Source organism: Acrocarpospora pleiomorpha (assembly GCF_009687885.1).
GTDB classification, from domain to species: domain Bacteria; phylum Actinomycetota; class Actinomycetes; order Streptosporangiales; family Streptosporangiaceae; genus Acrocarpospora; species Acrocarpospora pleiomorpha.
Window position 1 is genome coordinate 237834 of the sequence record NZ_BLAF01000010.1, and the last position, 15970, is coordinate 253803.

General features: G+C 69.4%; 14 protein-coding genes. 6 read left to right on the forward strand and 8 right to left on the reverse strand.

Annotated elements, in window-relative coordinates:
* Positions 1–67: 67 nt before the first annotated feature.
* Positions 68–868: a DMT family transporter gene (locus tag Aple_RS10660; protein ID WP_170321393.1), complete on the reverse strand. Its 801-nt coding sequence runs from the start codon at positions 866–868 to the stop codon at positions 68–70.
* Positions 869–1033: 165 nt separating this feature from the next.
* Entirely contained in the window at positions 1034–1681 is a 648-nt protein-coding gene (locus Aple_RS10665) for a DedA family protein (protein ID WP_155344348.1), read from the reverse strand.
* 183 nt (positions 1682–1864) lie between these two features.
* Between Aple_RS10665 and Aple_RS10670 the strand changes: the two genes are divergently transcribed.
* Genes Aple_RS10670 through Aple_RS10685 form a run of 4 tightly spaced genes read left to right on the forward strand, consistent with a single transcriptional unit; the run spans position 1865 to position 7250 of the window.
* Positions 1865–3097, forward strand: a complete 1233-nt coding sequence (locus Aple_RS10670; protein ID WP_155344349.1) for a bifunctional glycosyltransferase family 2/GtrA family protein — start codon at positions 1865–1867, stop codon at positions 3095–3097.
* Positions 3094–5028 carry an ArnT family glycosyltransferase gene (locus tag Aple_RS10675; protein ID WP_155344350.1) on the forward strand — a complete coding sequence of 645 codons (1935 nt, stop codon included), beginning with the start codon at positions 3094–3096 and terminating at the stop codon, positions 5026–5028. Before Aple_RS10670 ends, Aple_RS10675 begins: the two co-directional genes overlap by 4 nt.
* A gap of 51 nt (positions 5029–5079) precedes the next feature.
* Positions 5080–5796: a response regulator transcription factor gene (locus Aple_RS10680; protein ID WP_155344351.1), complete on the forward strand. Its 717-nt coding sequence runs from the start codon at positions 5080–5082 to the stop codon at positions 5794–5796.
* Positions 5793–7250, forward strand: coding sequence for a sensor histidine kinase (locus Aple_RS10685; protein WP_155344352.1), 1458 nt, complete (start codon positions 5793–5795; stop codon positions 7248–7250). The genes Aple_RS10680 and Aple_RS10685 overlap by 4 nt, the downstream gene beginning before the upstream one ends.
* Positions 7251–7277: 27 nt before the next feature.
* Here the strand turns inward: Aple_RS10685 and Aple_RS10690 are convergent, their stop codons facing one another.
* The gene (locus Aple_RS10690; RefSeq protein WP_155344353.1) at positions 7278–7925 is read right to left on the reverse strand and encodes a TetR family transcriptional regulator; all 648 of its coding nucleotides are present in this window, start codon (positions 7923–7925) and stop codon (positions 7278–7280) included.
* 84 nt (positions 7926–8009) lie between these two features.
* Here Aple_RS10690 and Aple_RS10695 point away from each other — a divergent pair, with 84 nt between their 5' ends.
* Positions 8010–8939, forward strand: a complete 930-nt coding sequence (locus tag Aple_RS10695) for a zinc-binding dehydrogenase (protein WP_155344354.1) — start codon at positions 8010–8012, stop codon at positions 8937–8939.
* A gap of 20 nt (positions 8940–8959) precedes the next feature.
* Here Aple_RS10695 and Aple_RS10700 read toward each other — a convergent pair whose 3' ends face one another.
* From Aple_RS10700 to Aple_RS10715, 4 genes are read right to left on the reverse strand one after another with little or no spacing between them, the layout of a single operon-like run.
* Entirely contained in the window at positions 8960–9628 is a 669-nt protein-coding gene (locus Aple_RS10700) for a response regulator (RefSeq protein ID WP_155344355.1), read from the reverse strand.
* Positions 9625–10980, reverse strand: a complete 1356-nt coding sequence (locus tag Aple_RS10705) for a sensor histidine kinase (protein ID WP_218038233.1) — start codon at positions 10978–10980, stop codon at positions 9625–9627. The genes Aple_RS10700 and Aple_RS10705 overlap by 4 nt, the downstream gene beginning before the upstream one ends.
* A 37-nt stretch (positions 10981–11017) precedes the next feature.
* Positions 11018–11851: an ABC transporter permease gene (locus Aple_RS10710; protein WP_155344357.1), complete on the reverse strand. Its 834-nt coding sequence runs from the start codon at positions 11849–11851 to the stop codon at positions 11018–11020.
* 5 nt (positions 11852–11856) lie between these two features.
* A complete protein-coding gene (locus tag Aple_RS10715; RefSeq protein WP_155344358.1) occupies positions 11857–12795 on the reverse strand; it encodes an ABC transporter ATP-binding protein in 939 nt (312 codons plus the stop codon).
* A gap of 408 nt (positions 12796–13203) precedes the next feature.
* Here Aple_RS10715 and Aple_RS10720 point away from each other — a divergent pair, with 408 nt between their 5' ends.
* Entirely contained in the window at positions 13204–13881 is a 678-nt protein-coding gene (locus Aple_RS10720; RefSeq protein ID WP_170321394.1) for a TetR/AcrR family transcriptional regulator, read from the forward strand.
* Between the two features lie 25 nt (positions 13882–13906).
* Here the strand turns inward: Aple_RS10720 and Aple_RS10725 are convergent, their stop codons facing one another.
* Positions 13907–15970 (reverse strand): (Fe-S)-binding protein, encoded by a 2064-nt coding sequence (locus tag Aple_RS10725; protein WP_155344360.1) that lies wholly within the window; start codon positions 15968–15970, stop codon positions 13907–13909.

Consider the following 15970-nt stretch of genomic DNA (forward strand, 5'->3'; position numbering starts at 1 on the left):
ACGCCGCGTGGACGGAGCGGGGCCGGCCGGGGGGCGACTTCGGTCATGGTGTGCATGGGGATGGCCATCAGGAGGTCCTTCGGTCAAGAGGGCTGGTTCGGGCGAGGGCGACGGTGCCGGCCGCGGCGACGGCGGCGGCCAGGAGCGGGGGGACGCCGGAGGGCAGGGGTTCGCCGAGCAGCAGCGCGCCGAAGGCGACCGCGGTGAGCGGGTCGGCGATCTGCAGCGAGGCGAAGGAGACGCCGAAGTGCCCGACGGCGTAGGCGCGTTGCAGCATCATCAGGGCGAGCAGGGCGGGCAGCGGCAGCGCCAGGACGTACCACCAGTTCCAGCCGCCGTCCACCAGGACGCGGATCAGGGTGGCCGTCGCGCCGTACAGCACGCCTGAGCTGGTGGCGAGCAGGGCCGCGCGGCCAGAGGGCGGCGCCAGGCGCGAGCCCGCCCAGAGCAGGATCGCGCTGATCCCGGCGATCCCGAGCAGGACCGCGGCCTCACGGGGGCTGAACTCGATCGGGCCGCCGCCCGCCGGGACCATCATGACCAGCACGATCAGGCCGATCGCGACGACCGCGGCGGCGGTCAGTTCCCGCCGGGTAGGCCGGCGGCCGTGCAGGGCGGCGGCCAGTGGCAGGGCGAACAGCAGGCTGGCCACGCCCATCGGCTGGACGACGGTGAGCGGGCCGAGGCCGAGCGCCACGATGTGCAGGACGGCGCCGCAGGCGATCGACAGGCCGCCGAGCAGCCAGCGCGGCCGCCGCACCAGGTACCGCAGCCGGGCGTCGCCGGCCGCTTCGAACTGCTGCAGAGCCGAGCCGAGGGCGAAGAAGAGCGAACCGACGAGGGCTACGAGTGCGGCCAGCACGGTCATGCGCGCTCCTTGCCTCAGGATGATCTCTGCTTTCGAAGCTACGGGCGGGAAAGACCGAATCACTGGGACCGCGGGCGACTCTTCGGCGGCACACTGGTACCGCGGTACCAGCGGAAGACCTGGGTGAACTACCCCGAGGGTGCTGGGCGGCAACGTCGCGGTGGCCTACTGGGCATGGCCCTTGCTCTGTCTCCATTCGCGCATTCGGACCGCCACGAACACGACGATTGCCAGTGCGACGACCGCGATGACCACCTGCTGGAAGACGCCCGCGTACTCGTCCACGACCTGCCAGTTGGCGCCCAGCAGGTAGCCGGACACGACGAAGCCCGAGTTCCAGATCAGGCTGCCGAGCGTGGTCAGGCACAGGAACCGCCACAAAGGCATGCGTTCGACGCCCGCTGGTAGCGAGATGAGACTGCGGAACAGGGGCACCATCCGGCCGAAGAACACGGCCTTCGTGCCGTGTTTGAGGAACCAGCGTTCGGTGCGGTCGAAGTCTGACGGCTTCATCAAAGGCGCGCGGATGATCAGGGAGCGGACGCGGTCGCGGCCGAGCCACGCGCCCAGCCAGTAGGTGAGCAGGGCGCCGCCGACGGAGCCGAGAGTGGTCCAGAACAGCGCCATGAACAGGCTCATGGTGCCCTGGCTCGCGGCGAAACCAGCCAGTGGCAGCACCAGTTCGCTCGGTATCGGCGGGAAGATGTTGTCGATGCCGACGAGGAGCGCCGCACCCGGTCCGCCCAGCTTGTCCATGATGTCTACCATCAGGCCGGCGAGACCTCCTGGCTGATCGGCTGCTGCCACGTACATGCTCTGACTCCCTCGGGTTGACACGCCGCGACCGTAGATCGCGTTTGTGCGAGTTACCTGGAAGTCGCCTGGGTGGACTGTGGTAACCGGATCTTCATGGCCAGGACCCGACCATCGCGACTCCCAGGCTTTTTTGAGGTTCCGTACACACTGCTCGCGCATACGCCTGGCACACCTGGAGTCATGACTGGCACACCTGTCCCGGCATCCCCGCCGGACCTGACCAGCACGACCACGGTCGACGTCGTGATCCCGGTGTACAACGAGGAACGCGCGCTGCGCGGCTGCATGCAAGTCCTGAAGTCCTACCTGGACAACCAGTTCCCGTTCGAGTGGACCATCACCATCGTCGACAACGCCAGCACCGACGCCACCCTGGCGATCGCCAACGAGCTGACCGAAGCGACGGATCAGATCCGCGTGCTTCATCTCGACGAGAAAGGCCGCGGCCATGCCCTGCGCACCGCGTGGCAGTGGAGCGACGCCGACGTGGTGGCCTATATGGACGTCGACCTGTCGACCGGGCTGGACGCGTTGTTACCCCTGGTGGCTCCGCTGGTCAACGGCCACTCCGACATCTCGATCGGCTCGCGGCTGGCCCAGGGCGCGAGGACCATACGTGGCCCGCAGCGTGAGCTGATCTCCCGCTGTTACAACGCGATCATCCGGCTCAGCCATGGCGCGAAGTTCTCCGACGCCCAGTGCGGCTTCAAGGCCGCGCGCACGGACGTGATCCGCCCGCTGCTCGACCACATCAAGGACGACAACTGGTTCTTCGACACCGAACTGCTGTTGCTGGCCGAGCACAACGGACTGCGGGTGCACGAGGTGCCGGTGGACTGGGTCGAGGACATCGACACCCGGGTCCGGATCGGATCAACCGCGCTCGAGGACATCCGGGGTCTGATTCGGGTGGCGAGGGCGAAAGCCGTCGGCACCGCGAGAGTCGCCGACCTGCCAAGGCGTCCGGAACCCAAACCGGCCCATCCGGACGCGGTGCTGTCCAGACGGGATACGGGTCTGGTCTGGCAACTGCTGTCATTCGGCGCGATCGGCGTACTGTCCACAGCGGTCACTCTGCTGCTCTACGCGTTCTTCCGGTCAGCGACGCACCCGCTGGCGGCCAACCTGCTGGCGCTCGTCATCACCACGCTGTTCAACACCGAGGCCAACCGGCGCTTCACGTTCCTCGGCTCCCGTGGCTCGTCCGGCAGGGCGCACCTGCAAGGTCTCGTCGTCTTCGGTCTCTACTACGCGTTCACGTCGACCGCGCTGCTGGTCCTGCACTCGGCAGTGGCCGAACCTTCGCGTCTCCTCGAGCTGGTCGTGTTGCTCGGCGCGTCCGTGTTCGGCACGGCCGGCCGGTTCGTCCTGCTGCGTGGCTGGGTTTTCAAACAAGAAAAGGGAAACATATGACCGCCGCCGACACCGGCCAAGGGCAGCAGGCAGTGCACATCGAACCGACACGGCGACCTTCCCCGCGCTGGCCGCAGTTCGCGCTCATCGCGATCCTCGCACTGGGGACGGTGCTGTACGGCTGGGTGCTGTGGAGCGGCAGTTGGGGCAACCTGTATTACACGGCCGCGGCGAAGTCGATGTCGTTGAACTTCACGAACTTCCTGTTCGGTTCGTTCGACCCGGCCGGTGTGGTCACGATGGACAAACCTCCGTTGGCGTTGTGGCCGCAGGTGGTCTCGGTGTGGATCTTCGGCTTCCACAACTGGTCCGTGCTGCTGCCGCAGGTGGTCGAAGGGGTCGCGGCGATCTTCCTGCTGCACCGGACCGTCCGGATGTGGGCGGGGGAGAACGCCGCGCTGATCGCCGCGCTGATCTTCGCGTTCACGCCGATCACTGTGGTGACCACCCGCACGAACAACACCGACACCATGCTTGTCCTCACGATCGTCGCGGCGGCCTACGCCTTCACCCGCGCGATGAAGGCGTTGGAACCAGGCACCAGGACGAAGTGGCTGTTGTTCGCGGCGTTCCTGATCGGGTGCGGCTTCCTGGCGAAGATGTTCGCCGCATGGATCGTCGTTCCCGCGTTTTTCGCCGCGTACCTGGCCGGCAGCAAGGCACCTTGGCGCCGTAAGGTGCTCGACCTGGCCGGTGCGGCCGTCGTGCTGCTGACGAGTTCACTGTGGTGGGTCGCGGTCGTCGATCTGTGGCCGGGCCGGAAGCCGTACATCGGCGGCAGCACCGACGGCACGGCCCTGGATCTGGTGCTGGGCTACAACGGGCTAGGCCGCGTCTTCGGCGGTGAGGAAACGGGCAACGGCGGGGCGGTGACCGTCCCGTCCGGCCCCGGCGGCCCCGGCGGTGGCCCCGGCGGCGGGGTCGGCTTGATGTTCGGCGGCGCGTCCGGTCCGGACCGGATGTTCGGCGAGGCGGTCGGCGGGCAGATCAGCTGGCTGCTGCCGTTGGCGCTGATCACGCTGGTGGTCGCGGCGGGGCTCGGCGTCCGGCGGTTCCGCCGGTCCGCCCCGGCGGACACCGCCAACCGCGCGGGCTGGGTGCTGTGGGGCGGCTGGCTCGTGGTGAACGCCCTGGTGTTCAGCTTCCAGAAAGGCATCTTCCACCCGTACTACACCACCGTCATGGCACCGGCGATCGGAGCACTCGTCGGCGCGGGCACAGTGTGGGCGTTCCGGAAGTACCAGGAGCCCGAGGGACCGGGCCGGCTGATGCTGCCCGCCGGCGTCGCGGTGACCGCGGCATGGGCGTGGGTGCTCATCTCCCGGGACACCTCATGGCACGGCTGGCTGCGGTACCCGGTGGTGATCGTCGCGCTGGTCGCGATCCTGGCGCTGGCGCCGCGCAAGGTCCCGAGGGTGGGACTCGTGCTCGGGCTGGCCGCGGCGTTGCTGGCGCCCGCCATGTGGTCGGGTGCCGGTGCGGTCGGCGGCCCGGGCATCGCGGCCCTGCCGGCCGCGGGGCCGGCAGACGACGAGATGCTGCTGCTTGGCAGCGCTCTGGGTGGCGGGGACGGTGGGAAACTCACCGCCGACCAACGCAAGATCCTGAACTACGCCAAGTCGCATGCGTCCGGGGCCGAGATCACGCTGGCGATCGAGGGCGGTGCCCAGGCCGCGGAGCCGTACATCGTCGCCACCGACGAGACCGTCGTCGGTGTGGGCGGGTTCAGCGGTCGGGACCCGGTGCCCTCAGTGGACCAGCTGTCCACCTGGGTGCGTGCGGGCAAGCTGCGGTTCGTGCTCACCGGCGGTCAGATGATGGGCGCCGAAGACATGGGCAGCGAGCGGTCCCAGTGGCTCGAACAGAACTGCGAGCCCGTGCTCACAGCGGGCAGCGAGGGCGAGACACTGCACGAGTGCACGGACGCGTGAATCACGGCGGGTTCCCAGCCAATTCCCAGGTTCGTCGTTGACGGTGGTCCGGTGGACCAACAGCGTGGCGAGGCGACCGTCCTTGTCGTGGAAGACGAACCGAACATCCTGGAGCTGTTGTCGGCAGCGCTCCGGCTCAGCGGATTCACCGTTCACGCGGCGAACTGCGGAGCCGAGGCGCTGGCCACGGCCGGGTGCGTCCGGCCGGACATCGTCATTCTGGACGTGATGCTGCCCGACACCGACGGCTTCAGCCTCGCCCGCAGCCTCCGCGCGGTGCACGACCGGCTGCCGGTGCTCTTCCTGACCGCACGGAAGGCCGTGGAAGACCGGATCGCGGGCCTGACGGCCGGTGGCGACGACTATGTGACCAAGCCGTTCAGCCTGGAGGAAGTGGTGTTGCGGCTGTGGGCGATCCTCCGGCGCACGGGCGGCGGCGCCGACGTCCCGCCGGACGACGGCACCTTGCGGTACGCCGATCTCGTGATCGACGAGGAAGCCCACGAAGGCCACCGGGCCGGTCGGCTCGTCCACCTGTCGCCCACCGAGTTCAACCTGTTGCGGTACCTGCTGGTCAACGCCGAGCGGGTGGTCAGCAAACCGCAGATCCTCGACCGGGTGTGGGACTACGAATTCGGCGGGGACGGCCGGATCGTCGAGTCGTACATCAGCTATCTGCGCCGCAAGATCGACTCGGTGGAACCCCCGCTGATCCACACCATCCGGGGCGTCGGCTACTCCCTGCGGTTGCCCAGGGAAGAGCGATGAGCAAGTGGCGCAGACCGTGGACACTACGGGCGCGCCTGATCATGGCGTTGCTCGTGCTGGCCACTCTCGGCCTGGGCACCATCGGGGTCACGAGCGTCGTGCTGATCCGCGAGTCGATGATCGCCCGGATGGACGACCGGATCAGTGACCTCGTGCACCAGATGGACGGCAACCCGGGACGGTTGAAGCCGTCGTCGGAGGACCTTGGGCGCGACTCTGACGGTCTGCCCACGGATTTCGCGCTCCAGGTGCTCTACAGCAACGGGACACGGCAGTTCTCGGCCCCGGTCGGCGAGCCTGGGCTGGCACTGCCGGCGATCAACTCGGCCAACGTCGACCAGTACGACGAGCGCCCGTTCACGGTCGCCGACAAGCAGGGCGGCGCCGACTGGCGCGTCATGGTGTGGCAGCAGATGGTGCCCGACGGGCCGCGGATCATCGTGGCCGCGCAGTCGACGGAGACCGCCGAGGTGACCGTGACGCAGCTGATCTGGATCGAGGCCGGGGTCGGGCTCGCTTTGCTGCTCACCCTCGGCGTGGTCGGGTTCCTGCTGGTACGGCTGGGACTGCGGCCATTGATCAAGATCGAGAAGACGGCGGAGGGCATCGCCGACGGCCACCTCGATCTGCAGCTCGCGTCGGATTCGTACACCGAGGTCGGCCGGCTCGGCGGCGCGCTGAACACCATGGTGGGCAGGCTTTCCGCCGCGCTGCGCCAGCGGGAACAATCCGAGGCGCGGCTGCGCAGGTTCGTGGCGGACGCCTCGCACGAACTGTGCACCCCGCTGACGTCGATCCGCGGCTTCGCCGAACTGAGCCGCTGCGGCGGCGCGCCGGACCGGGCCGATGTGGACCGGCTGATGGGCCGGATCGAGGACGAGGCGATCCGGATGGGCCGGCTGGTGGAGGACATGCTGCTGCTGGCCCGGCTGGACCAGGAACGCGCGCTGACCCTGGCCGAACTGGACATCCGCACGCTCGTCGAGGACGCCGTGCACGACGCCAGGGCCCGCGACCCGGAGCGGCCGCTGATCCTGGTAAGCGCCGAGAAGCCGATCCGGGTCGCTGTGGACGAACACCGGATGCGCCAGGTGATCACGAACCTCGTCAGCAACGCCATGGCCCACACCCCGCCAGGCACGCCCGTGCACGTCCGCGTGGGCATGCCCGCCGAACGGCCGGAACCTCCCGCGGCCGTGGCGGGAAGTCTGGAATCGCGCGGCCGCGTCGTACTGGAAGTGATCGACGAAGGGCCGGGCGTGCCGCTGGAGGCCGCACCGAACATTTTCGACCGGTTCTACCGGGTCGACGAGGCCCGGTCCCGTAAGCGCGGCGGCACCGGACTCGGCCTGGCCATCACCGCCGCGATCCTGGAGGCCCACGTCGGCCGCGTCGAACTCAGGACGGCGCCCGGCGAAGGCGCTCGCTTCACCGTGCTGCTTCCCTTGTCCTAGCCGACCGCTGTCCTAGCCGACCGCTCGTCAGGCCACGCTGAAGGCGAGCGCGCCGGGGAGGGCCGCGAAGACCGACCGCAGCTCGGCCGCGAGACCCGCGTGGGTAAGCGTGCCGGGCTTGGCCGTCCAGGCCCGCAGCGCGGCGTGGAACGACGCGACCAGCAGGTCCAGCGCCAGCCTCGGCCGCGGGTCGGCGGGGTCCAGGCCCAGCCTGCGCTGCAGGGTCGCCTCGATGGCCGCGCTGGTGTCGTCGCAGTACTGAAGCCCGTACGCGGCGATCGACGGCGTGCGCTCGGCCAGTTTCCGGCTCCGTCGTACGCGGGTCACCCAGGCTCCGCCGTCGTCCATGCGCGCGAGCACCTCGAGCAACGCCTCCTGCAGCGCCTCCAGGACGGGTACGCGGCCGAATGGCAGGTGCTCGACGTCGTCCCGCAGGCCGTTCCACAGAGCCTCAAGTGGAGCGGAGGCGACCTGCTCCTTACTGGCGAAATTCCGGAAGAAGGTGCGTTTGGAGACCTCGACGACTTCGCACAACTCGTCAAGGGTCACCCCGTCGAAGCCGCGCTCGGTGAAGAGCGCGAGGGCCGTATCGACCAGCGCGGCCCTGGTCCTGAGCTTCTTACGCTCCCGCAGCGAGAGCGTTCCCGGCGCGGAGGTGGAAATGTCAGCCGTCATCGTTCCTAGTGTAACTGGAACGCAGATGCCTTCCATAGGCTTATGCTCCTGAGTGGCATTTTGGGCTCTGAGGAGAGGATCACCATGCGCGCCCTGATCGTTGATCGTTCCGTCCCCGGTGGCCTGCGGGTGGGGGAAGTCTCTGAGCCCGTGCCCGCCCCCAACCAGGCGCTGGTCCGGGTCACGGCCACCTCGCTCAACTACGGCGAGGTCACGCAAGGCATCGAGACGGCCCCGGAGGGGACGGTGCTCGGCTGGGACGCCGCCGGAGTCGTCGTCCAGGCGGCCGCGGACGGGTCAGGGCCGAGCGTGGGCACTCCGGTCGTGACCCTCGAGGAGAGCGGCGGCTGGGCCGAGGTCCGCGCCGTGCGGACCGGCTGGATCGGCGTGGTGCCCGAGCGCGCGGAGCCGAGCGCGATCAGCACCATCCCGGTCGCCGCCGGCACTGCGCTGCGCGCGCTCCACCGGATCGGGCCCGTACTGGGGCGCAGGATCCTCGTGACCGGCGCCACCGGCGGCGTCGGGCGCTACGCCGTCCAACTCGCCCGGCTCGGCGGCGCACATGTGATCGCCTCCACCGGCGACCCCGCCAAGCACGGCGAGGCGTTGCGCGCTCTGGGCGCCCATGAGGTGGTGTCCGGTCCCGCGCGAGTCGACGGCGGGCTCGACGGCGTGCTCGACATGGTGGGCGGCCCGCAACTCGTGGAGGCATTCGATCAGCTCGGCGCGAAGGGCACGCTGGTGGCGGTCGGGCACTCCTCGGGTGATGGCGAGAGCTTCCCGTTCGGAGCCATGTTCAGCGGACCAGAACGTGACGATCGCTCGATCGTCACGTTCATGCTGCTGTTCTGCGACGGGCTGGGCCGGGACCTGGTCTGGCTGGCCCGGCAGGTCGCGGACGGCGTGCTGAGCCCCGAGATCACTTGGCGCGGCGGCTGGAACGACGTGTCCGAGGCGGTGAGCGCCCTCGTCGAACGCCGCCTGCACGGCAAGGCGGTACTCGACCTCGCCTGACGGCCCAGCGGCACCACCCGCTACGGCTGTGCCCGGACCAGCCCCGCGTCGTACGCGATGATCACGGCTTGGATGCGGTCGCGGGCGCCGATCTTGGCGAGGACGCGGCCGACGTGCTTCTTCACCGTGGATTCCGACAGGACGAGCTGTTCGGCGATTTCGGTGTTGGTCCAGCCCCGGCCGATGGCGATCAGGACCTCGCGTTCGCGGTCGCTGAGGCCGCGCAGCCGGGGGTCCGCCTCGGCGGGGGCGTCCGCGGGAACCAGGACCCGGTGGGCGTAGGCGTCCAGGAGGCGGCGGGTCAGGCTGGGGGCGACCACGGCGTCGCCGTTCGCCACCGCCTGGATGCCGGCGACGAGTTCCTCGGGGCGGGCGTCCTTGAGGAGGAAGCCGCTGGCGCCGGCGCGCAGGCCGTCGTGGGCGTACTCGTCGAGGTCGAAGGTGGTGACGATGAGGACGCGGGTGCGGCCGCCCGCGGCGACGATCCGGCGGGTGGCCTCCAGGCCGTCCATACCGGGCATCCGGACGTCCATCAGGACGACATCGGGGCGGAGTTCCGCGGCCATGCGGACGGCTTCGACGCCGTTGGCGGCCTCGCCGACAGGGGTGATGCCATCGGTGCCCTCCAGGAGCATGCGCAGGCCGAGACGCTGCAGATGCTGGTCGTCGACGATCAGAACGGTGGTCACGAGAGGGGTTCCTCCAGGGTCTGCCGGGGTGGCGGGGGGGCGGCCGCGTCGAGCAGAACGTCCACCAGCCAGCCGGGCCGGTCCCGGCGCGGGCCGAGGGTGGCGGTACCGCCGTAGAGGGCGGTGCGCTGGCGGATGCCGACCAGGCCGTGGCCGATGTCACCGTCCTGTGGGTCCTGTGGGTCCTGTGGCAGGGAGGCGGCGGGCCCGGAGAGCGCGGGCGGTGGACCGGTATCGGCGACACGGACGTGGACTTCGGCGGCCGCGGCGGTGACGGAGACCTCGGCGGTGGAGCCGGGGCCCGCGTGCTTGAGGGTGTTGGTGAGGGCTTCCTGGACGATGCGGTAGACGGCGAGCTGGACACCCTCGCCAAGTGAGCCCAGGTCGCCGGAGGTACGGCAGGCGAGGGTGAGGCCGGCCGCGCGGACCCGGGCGATCAGGGCATCCAGGTCGGCGGTGCCCGGCTGCGGGCTGAGGCTTTCGGTTCCGTCCCCCGTCTCCTCGCGCAGGACGCCCAGGACGCGGCGGAGTTCGCCCATCGCCTGCCGTCCGGTGTCGCCGAGCAGCCGCAGCGCCCCGGCGGACTGTTCCCCGTTGTTGGCGGCGAGGCGTTCGGCGCCGTCGGCGAGGGTGACCATGACGGAGAGGTTGTGGCCGACGATGTCGTGCATCTCGCGGGCGATGCGGGCGCGCTCGGCGGCCGCGGTCAGCCGCTCGCGCTGGGTGCGTTCGGTCTCCAGGCGCTGGGTGCGGTCCTCCAGGGCGGTCAGGTACATGCGGCTGATACGCAGGGTGAGGCCGCTGGCGGTGGCCGCGATGACTGTGCCGGTGAGGAAGAACAGGGCGAGCAGCTTCGGTTCGAGCAGGACGAACACCAACAGCGCCAGCCCCGCCACGGACGCGGCGACGGCCCAGCCAAGCAGCCGCAGGGGGCCGTGCCGGGCCAGGTTGAACAGGGCGACGAGCCCGCTGACGCTCGACGGCAGCAACGTCCCCGCGAAGCCCTGCATCAGGAGGGCCGACGCGACCACGAGGAACACGGTGACGGGAGCACGACGGCGCCACCACAGCGGCAGGATCTGCACGACGGACAGCACCAGCAGGACATCCGACGGCAGTGGGTCGTGGAGTCCGCTCGTCCCGAAAGGGACCCTGCCGTCGCCGAAGATCAGGCCGGGCAGGCCGAAGGCGGCGACGAGGAGCACCACCCCGGTGTCGAGAAGCCAGGGGCGGCGGCTGTCCAGTTGTCGCAGGCGGTGCCGGCCGCGCAGCATCCGGCTCAGGACTGGGTGGCTCCGCGGGGAGCCGGCCCGGTCCGCGAGCGTGTCGCCGGTGCCGCGGGGGTGGCTCATGGCGTCCATCCTCGCAGCTCGGTCGCGTCCCGGCTGGTCAGGCGTCGGTCCGCTTGAGCCGGAAGGCCGCCGCGGCCAGGACGACGGCGACCCAGCCGGCCAGGACCGCCAGGCCCGCGCCGGGCGAGAGCGAGCCTGCGGATTCGGTCAGCGAATACACCGCCTCGCCGGCGTTGCTGAAGAAGTACGGGCCGACGGTGTCGAAGAAGGAATTGGGCAGCATGATGGCCACCACGGGCAGCAGCAGGGTCACGCCGACCAGGGCGGCGATGCCGCCGGCGGTGGAGCGGATCAGCGAGCCGAGGGCCACGCCGAACATCGCGACCAGACCGAGGTAGAGGCCCGCGCCGAGCAGGCCGCGCAGCACGCCGTCGTCGCCGAGGGACAGTGCGATCGGCTGCCCGTCCAGGCCGAACATGCCGATCGAGAAGGCGACAAGGACGCCGACGGTGGACACGACCAGGGCGATCGTGCCGATCACTGCGGCCTTGGACCACAGCACCGGCAGCCGCTTCGGAACGGCCAGGAGGGTGGAGCGCACCGTGCCGGTGGTGTACTCGCCCGCGCCGGCCAGGACGCCGAGCACACCCAGCGCGAGGGGGGCGAAGTTCATGCCGCTCAGGGCCAGGCTGATCGCGTCGGGGGAGCTCGTCGAGTCCGGTCCGGCGCCGAAAGTGTCGGCGGTGGGGGTGTAGGTGAACGCGGTGATCGCCCCGAAGGCGACAAGCAGCAGCAGGCCGACGCCCAGGGTGATCGCGCTGGAGCGCAGTGACCAGAACTTGGTCCACTCCGAGCGCAGCACTCCCAGGGTGGTCACCCTGCGCACGGGGGAGGAGGGCGAGGGCACCGCGGTCAGATCGGTGGTGGCCACGGGGATCAGGCTGCCTTTCGGTTGGCGCCGGCGCTCGCGGCGGGGGCGCTCTGGTACTCCACCGCGTCCCGGGTGAGGTCCATGAACGCCTCCTCCAGGGAAGCGGACTGTGGGGTCAGTTCGTACAGGGCCACTCCGTGCGATGCGGCGATCGTCCCGATCTCACGGGCGCTTCGGCCGCTGACCAGGAGCTCTTCCCCAGAAGTGGAGCTGATCGTGACGTCGGGGCCGGCCAGCAGGGCCCGCAGCCGCGCTGCCTCGCCCGTGACGACCCTGACTCCGCCGCCTCCGGCCCGCTGGATGAAGCCGTCCAGGGTGGTGTCGGCGAGCAACCGCCCCCGCCCGATGATCACCAGGTGGTCGGCGATCAGCGCCATCTCGCTCATCAGGTGCGAGGACAGCATCACCGTCCGGCCCTCGTCGGCCAGCGACCGCAGCAAGGTGCGCACCCACAGCACACCCTCCGGGTCCAGTCCGTTGACCGGCTCGTCCAGCATCACCACCGCCGGATCGCCGAGGAGCGCGGCGGCGATGCCGAGGCGCTGGCCCATGCCGAGCGAGAAGGTTCCCACCCGTTTGCCGGCCACGGCGGTCAGTCCGGCGATCTCCAGGACCTCCTCCACCCGGCGGCGCGCGATGCCGTGGGTGTGGGCGAGCGCCAGCAGATGCGCGAAGGCGCTGCGGCCTGGATGGACGGCCTTGGCGTCCAGGAGGCTGCCGATCTCGTGCAGCGGCGCCGGGTGCTTGAGGTAGGGCTTGCCGTTCACCGTGGCCGAGCCGCCGGTCGGCGCGTCCAGGCCGACGATCATGCGCATGGTGGTGGACTTCCCCGCGCCGTTGGGCCCCAGAAACCCGGTCACCTCACCAGGTTTGACGGAAAAACTCAGACGATCCACGACCGTCTTGTCCCCGTACCGCTTGGTCAACTCGTGCGCTTCGATCATCGCGGTCACTCCTCCTCGCCTCGTCACCGGCCACGGAAGGGCCGTGACCTCTGCTTCCGAAGCTACGGGCGGGAAAGACCGAATCACTGGGCCTGCGGGCGACTCTTCGGCGGCCCACTGGTACCGCGGTACCAGCAGGAGGACGACCTCCGTACGGCCTTGACGGCCGCGAACCCCGAGGCCGCCGCGACCATGCTCATCGGCGCCGCCGGTGAGACCGTCCTCACCAACTTCATCCCCACCGATAGCGCGGCTTAGGTGCCGTAGACTGAATCCCGTTCAGACGTGTCAGCGCGAGTAGATCGATTGTCGATGCGACCGCCGACCTGAAGCGGAGAGCATGTGGTGATGGCTGAAGCCAAGTCCAGAAAACAGGGGAAACCCTCGCGCTCGGGTGAAGAGACCGAGATGTCGATCGACCTGGAAGGTCCGCGGTTGCAGACCGAGGCTGCTCAGGCGCTGGCCGAGGCCGCCCGCGAACTCTTCGTCAAGAAGGGCTTCTCCGCGACGAGCGTGAGTGACATCACCGAGCGGGTGGACATGAGTGTGGGGTCGCTCTACTACCACTACGGCAGCAAGACCAACATCTATCTGGCCATCTGGCTGAAGTACCAGCGCAGTCAGGAGGCACGTGCCCGCGAGACGGTCCTGGCCGTGCGCGCGGCCGGGGTCACCAATGGACTGCGCCTGTTTCTCGCCGGAACCCGGGCCTACCTCCTGGGTGCGTGGGAGCACCGGGACGTGGTCCGGATGGTCGCCGACGGTGATACGCCTCCGGGGTTCGGCTTGCGCATGCGCCGGATCAACCAGGACTGGCTCCGGCAGAACGCCGCCCTGTTGCGCGGGAATCCCCATCTGTTCGAACAGGACGACGCGCTGGGCGTCCGCGCGATGGTCGCGATCGTGACCGATGCCATGGGCGGGATCTGCCGTGAGGTGGCCGCCTGCGCGAGCCGGGAGGAGGCCGAGGAACTGGTGGCCCGGGCCATCGATGTCTTCGCGCGGCTCGCGAACGTGCCTTCGAACCTCTACCAACCCGACAGTCGGCCGCAGGTGCACGGACGAGAACTGCCTTTCCCTGCGTAAAGGGAGTGCGGCCTGCGAAACGTGCTCAGGCGCCGCCCTTCACTGACTTGATCAGGAGTTGGGCCACGTCCACGACCTCCAGGCTGCTCTTGGCGGCGCCGGTGTTCTTCTTCTCGTTGATGGCGTCGCCGAGCATGACCAGGCAGAACGGGCAGGCGGTGGAGACGGTGTCCGGGTCGGTGGTGAGGGCCTCGTCCACGCGTTCGGTGTTGATGCGCTTGCCGATGCGCTCTTCCATCCACATGCGGGCGCCGCCCGCGCCGCAGCAGAAGCCGCGGTCCTTGCAGCGGTGCATCTCCTGGGTCTGCACGCCCGGCACCTTGGCCATGATGTCGCGCGGCTGCGCGTACACCTTGTTGTGGCGGCCCAGGAAGCACGGGTCGTGGTAGGTGATCTTCTCCTCGATCGGCGTGATCGGGGTGAGCTTGCCCTCATCCACCAGGTGGGCCAGCAGCTGGGTGTGGTGCACGACCTCATAAGTCCCGCCCAGCTGCGGGTACTCGTTGGCCAGGGTGTTGAAGCAGTGCGGGCAGGTGGCGACGATCTTCTTGACCCCGGCCTCGTTCAGCGTCTCGATGTTCTGCTGGGCCAGCATGTTGAACAGGAACTCCATGCCCAGCCGCCGCGCCGGATCACCGGTGCAGGCCTCCATCGGGCCGAGCACCGCGAACTTCACGCCCGCGATGTGCAGCAGCTCGGCGACCGCCTTGGTGGTCTTCTTGGCGCGGTCCTCCAAAGCACCGGCGCAGCCGACCCAGAACAGGTATTCGGCGTCCTCGGGCATCTTCTCGTCGACGACCTCGACCTCGAAGTCGAGCTCGGCCACCCACTCGGCCCGCTTCATCTCCGGCATGCCCCACGGGTTGCCCTTGTTCTCCAGGTTCTTCAGCATCACTCCCGCCTCGGACGGGAACGACGACTCGATCATGACCTGGTAGCGGCGCATGTCCAGGATGTGGTCGATGTGCTCGATGTCCACCGGGCACTGCTCGACGCAGGCGCCGCAGTTGGTGCACGACCACAGCACGTCCGGGTGGATCACCCCGTCCACCCCGACCAGCGGCTTGTCCAGCAGGGCCAGCACGTCCTCACCCTGGTGCGAGCGCTGCTCCTCGCTCATCAGCAGGTACGGCGCGATCTTGAAGGCGTGGTCGCGCTGGTCCAGGATGAGCATCTTCGGCGACAGCGGCTTGTCGGTGATCCAGGCCGGGCACTGGGACTGGCAGCGCCCGCACTCGGTGCAGGTGTAGAAGTCCAGGAAGTCCTTCCAGGTGGCGTCGGTCAGCTTGCCCCGGCCGAACGCGTCGGTCTCCGGGTCGGCCTCCTCGAAGTCCAGCACCGTGCCGCCGCTGCGCATCTCCTGGGCCGCGCCCAGCCCGTCGGGGCGGCGCGAGAACAGCACGTTCAGCGGCGCGGTGAAGATGTGCAGGTGCTTGGAGTGCACCACGATCAGCAGGAACACCAGCATGACGCCGATGTGCAGCAGCAGCGCGATCTCTTCCAGCAGCCGGCTGGCGGGCAGGATCTTGGCCACGGTGTGGGTGACGAACGCGCCCGACTCATACGGGAAGTTGCCGGTCTTGACGGCGGCGGCGCGGGCCAGGAACAGCGTCCAGATCACGTTGAAGATCATGAACAGGATGAGCCAGGCGCCGCCCAGGTGCGAGCCGGAGAAGCGGGACTTGCGGCCGAGCTTGGTCGGCGCGTTCCTGACCCGGATGGCCGCGAAGGCGATCAGGCCGATCACGCAGGCCAGCGCGATGAAGTCCTGCAGGAAGCCCAGCACCGGCCAGGTCCCGATCAACGGGATGTGGAAGTTCGGGCGGCCGGTGACGGCGCCCTGGATGATCGCGCCGTACGCCTCGATGTAGACGGTCAGCAGGATGATGAACGCCCACATGACGAAAAAGTGCGCCACGCCCGACGGCGTCCACTTAAGGAGTTTCTTCTGGCCGAATACCTCGACCAGTTGGGCTTTCAGTTCGGCGCCCGCGTTCTTCCTCGCGTACTCGATCCGCTGGGGGGCGGGCTGGCCGACGGTGGCCAGCCGGTAGAGGAACAGCACCCGACGGGCCGCCAGGGCGACCAC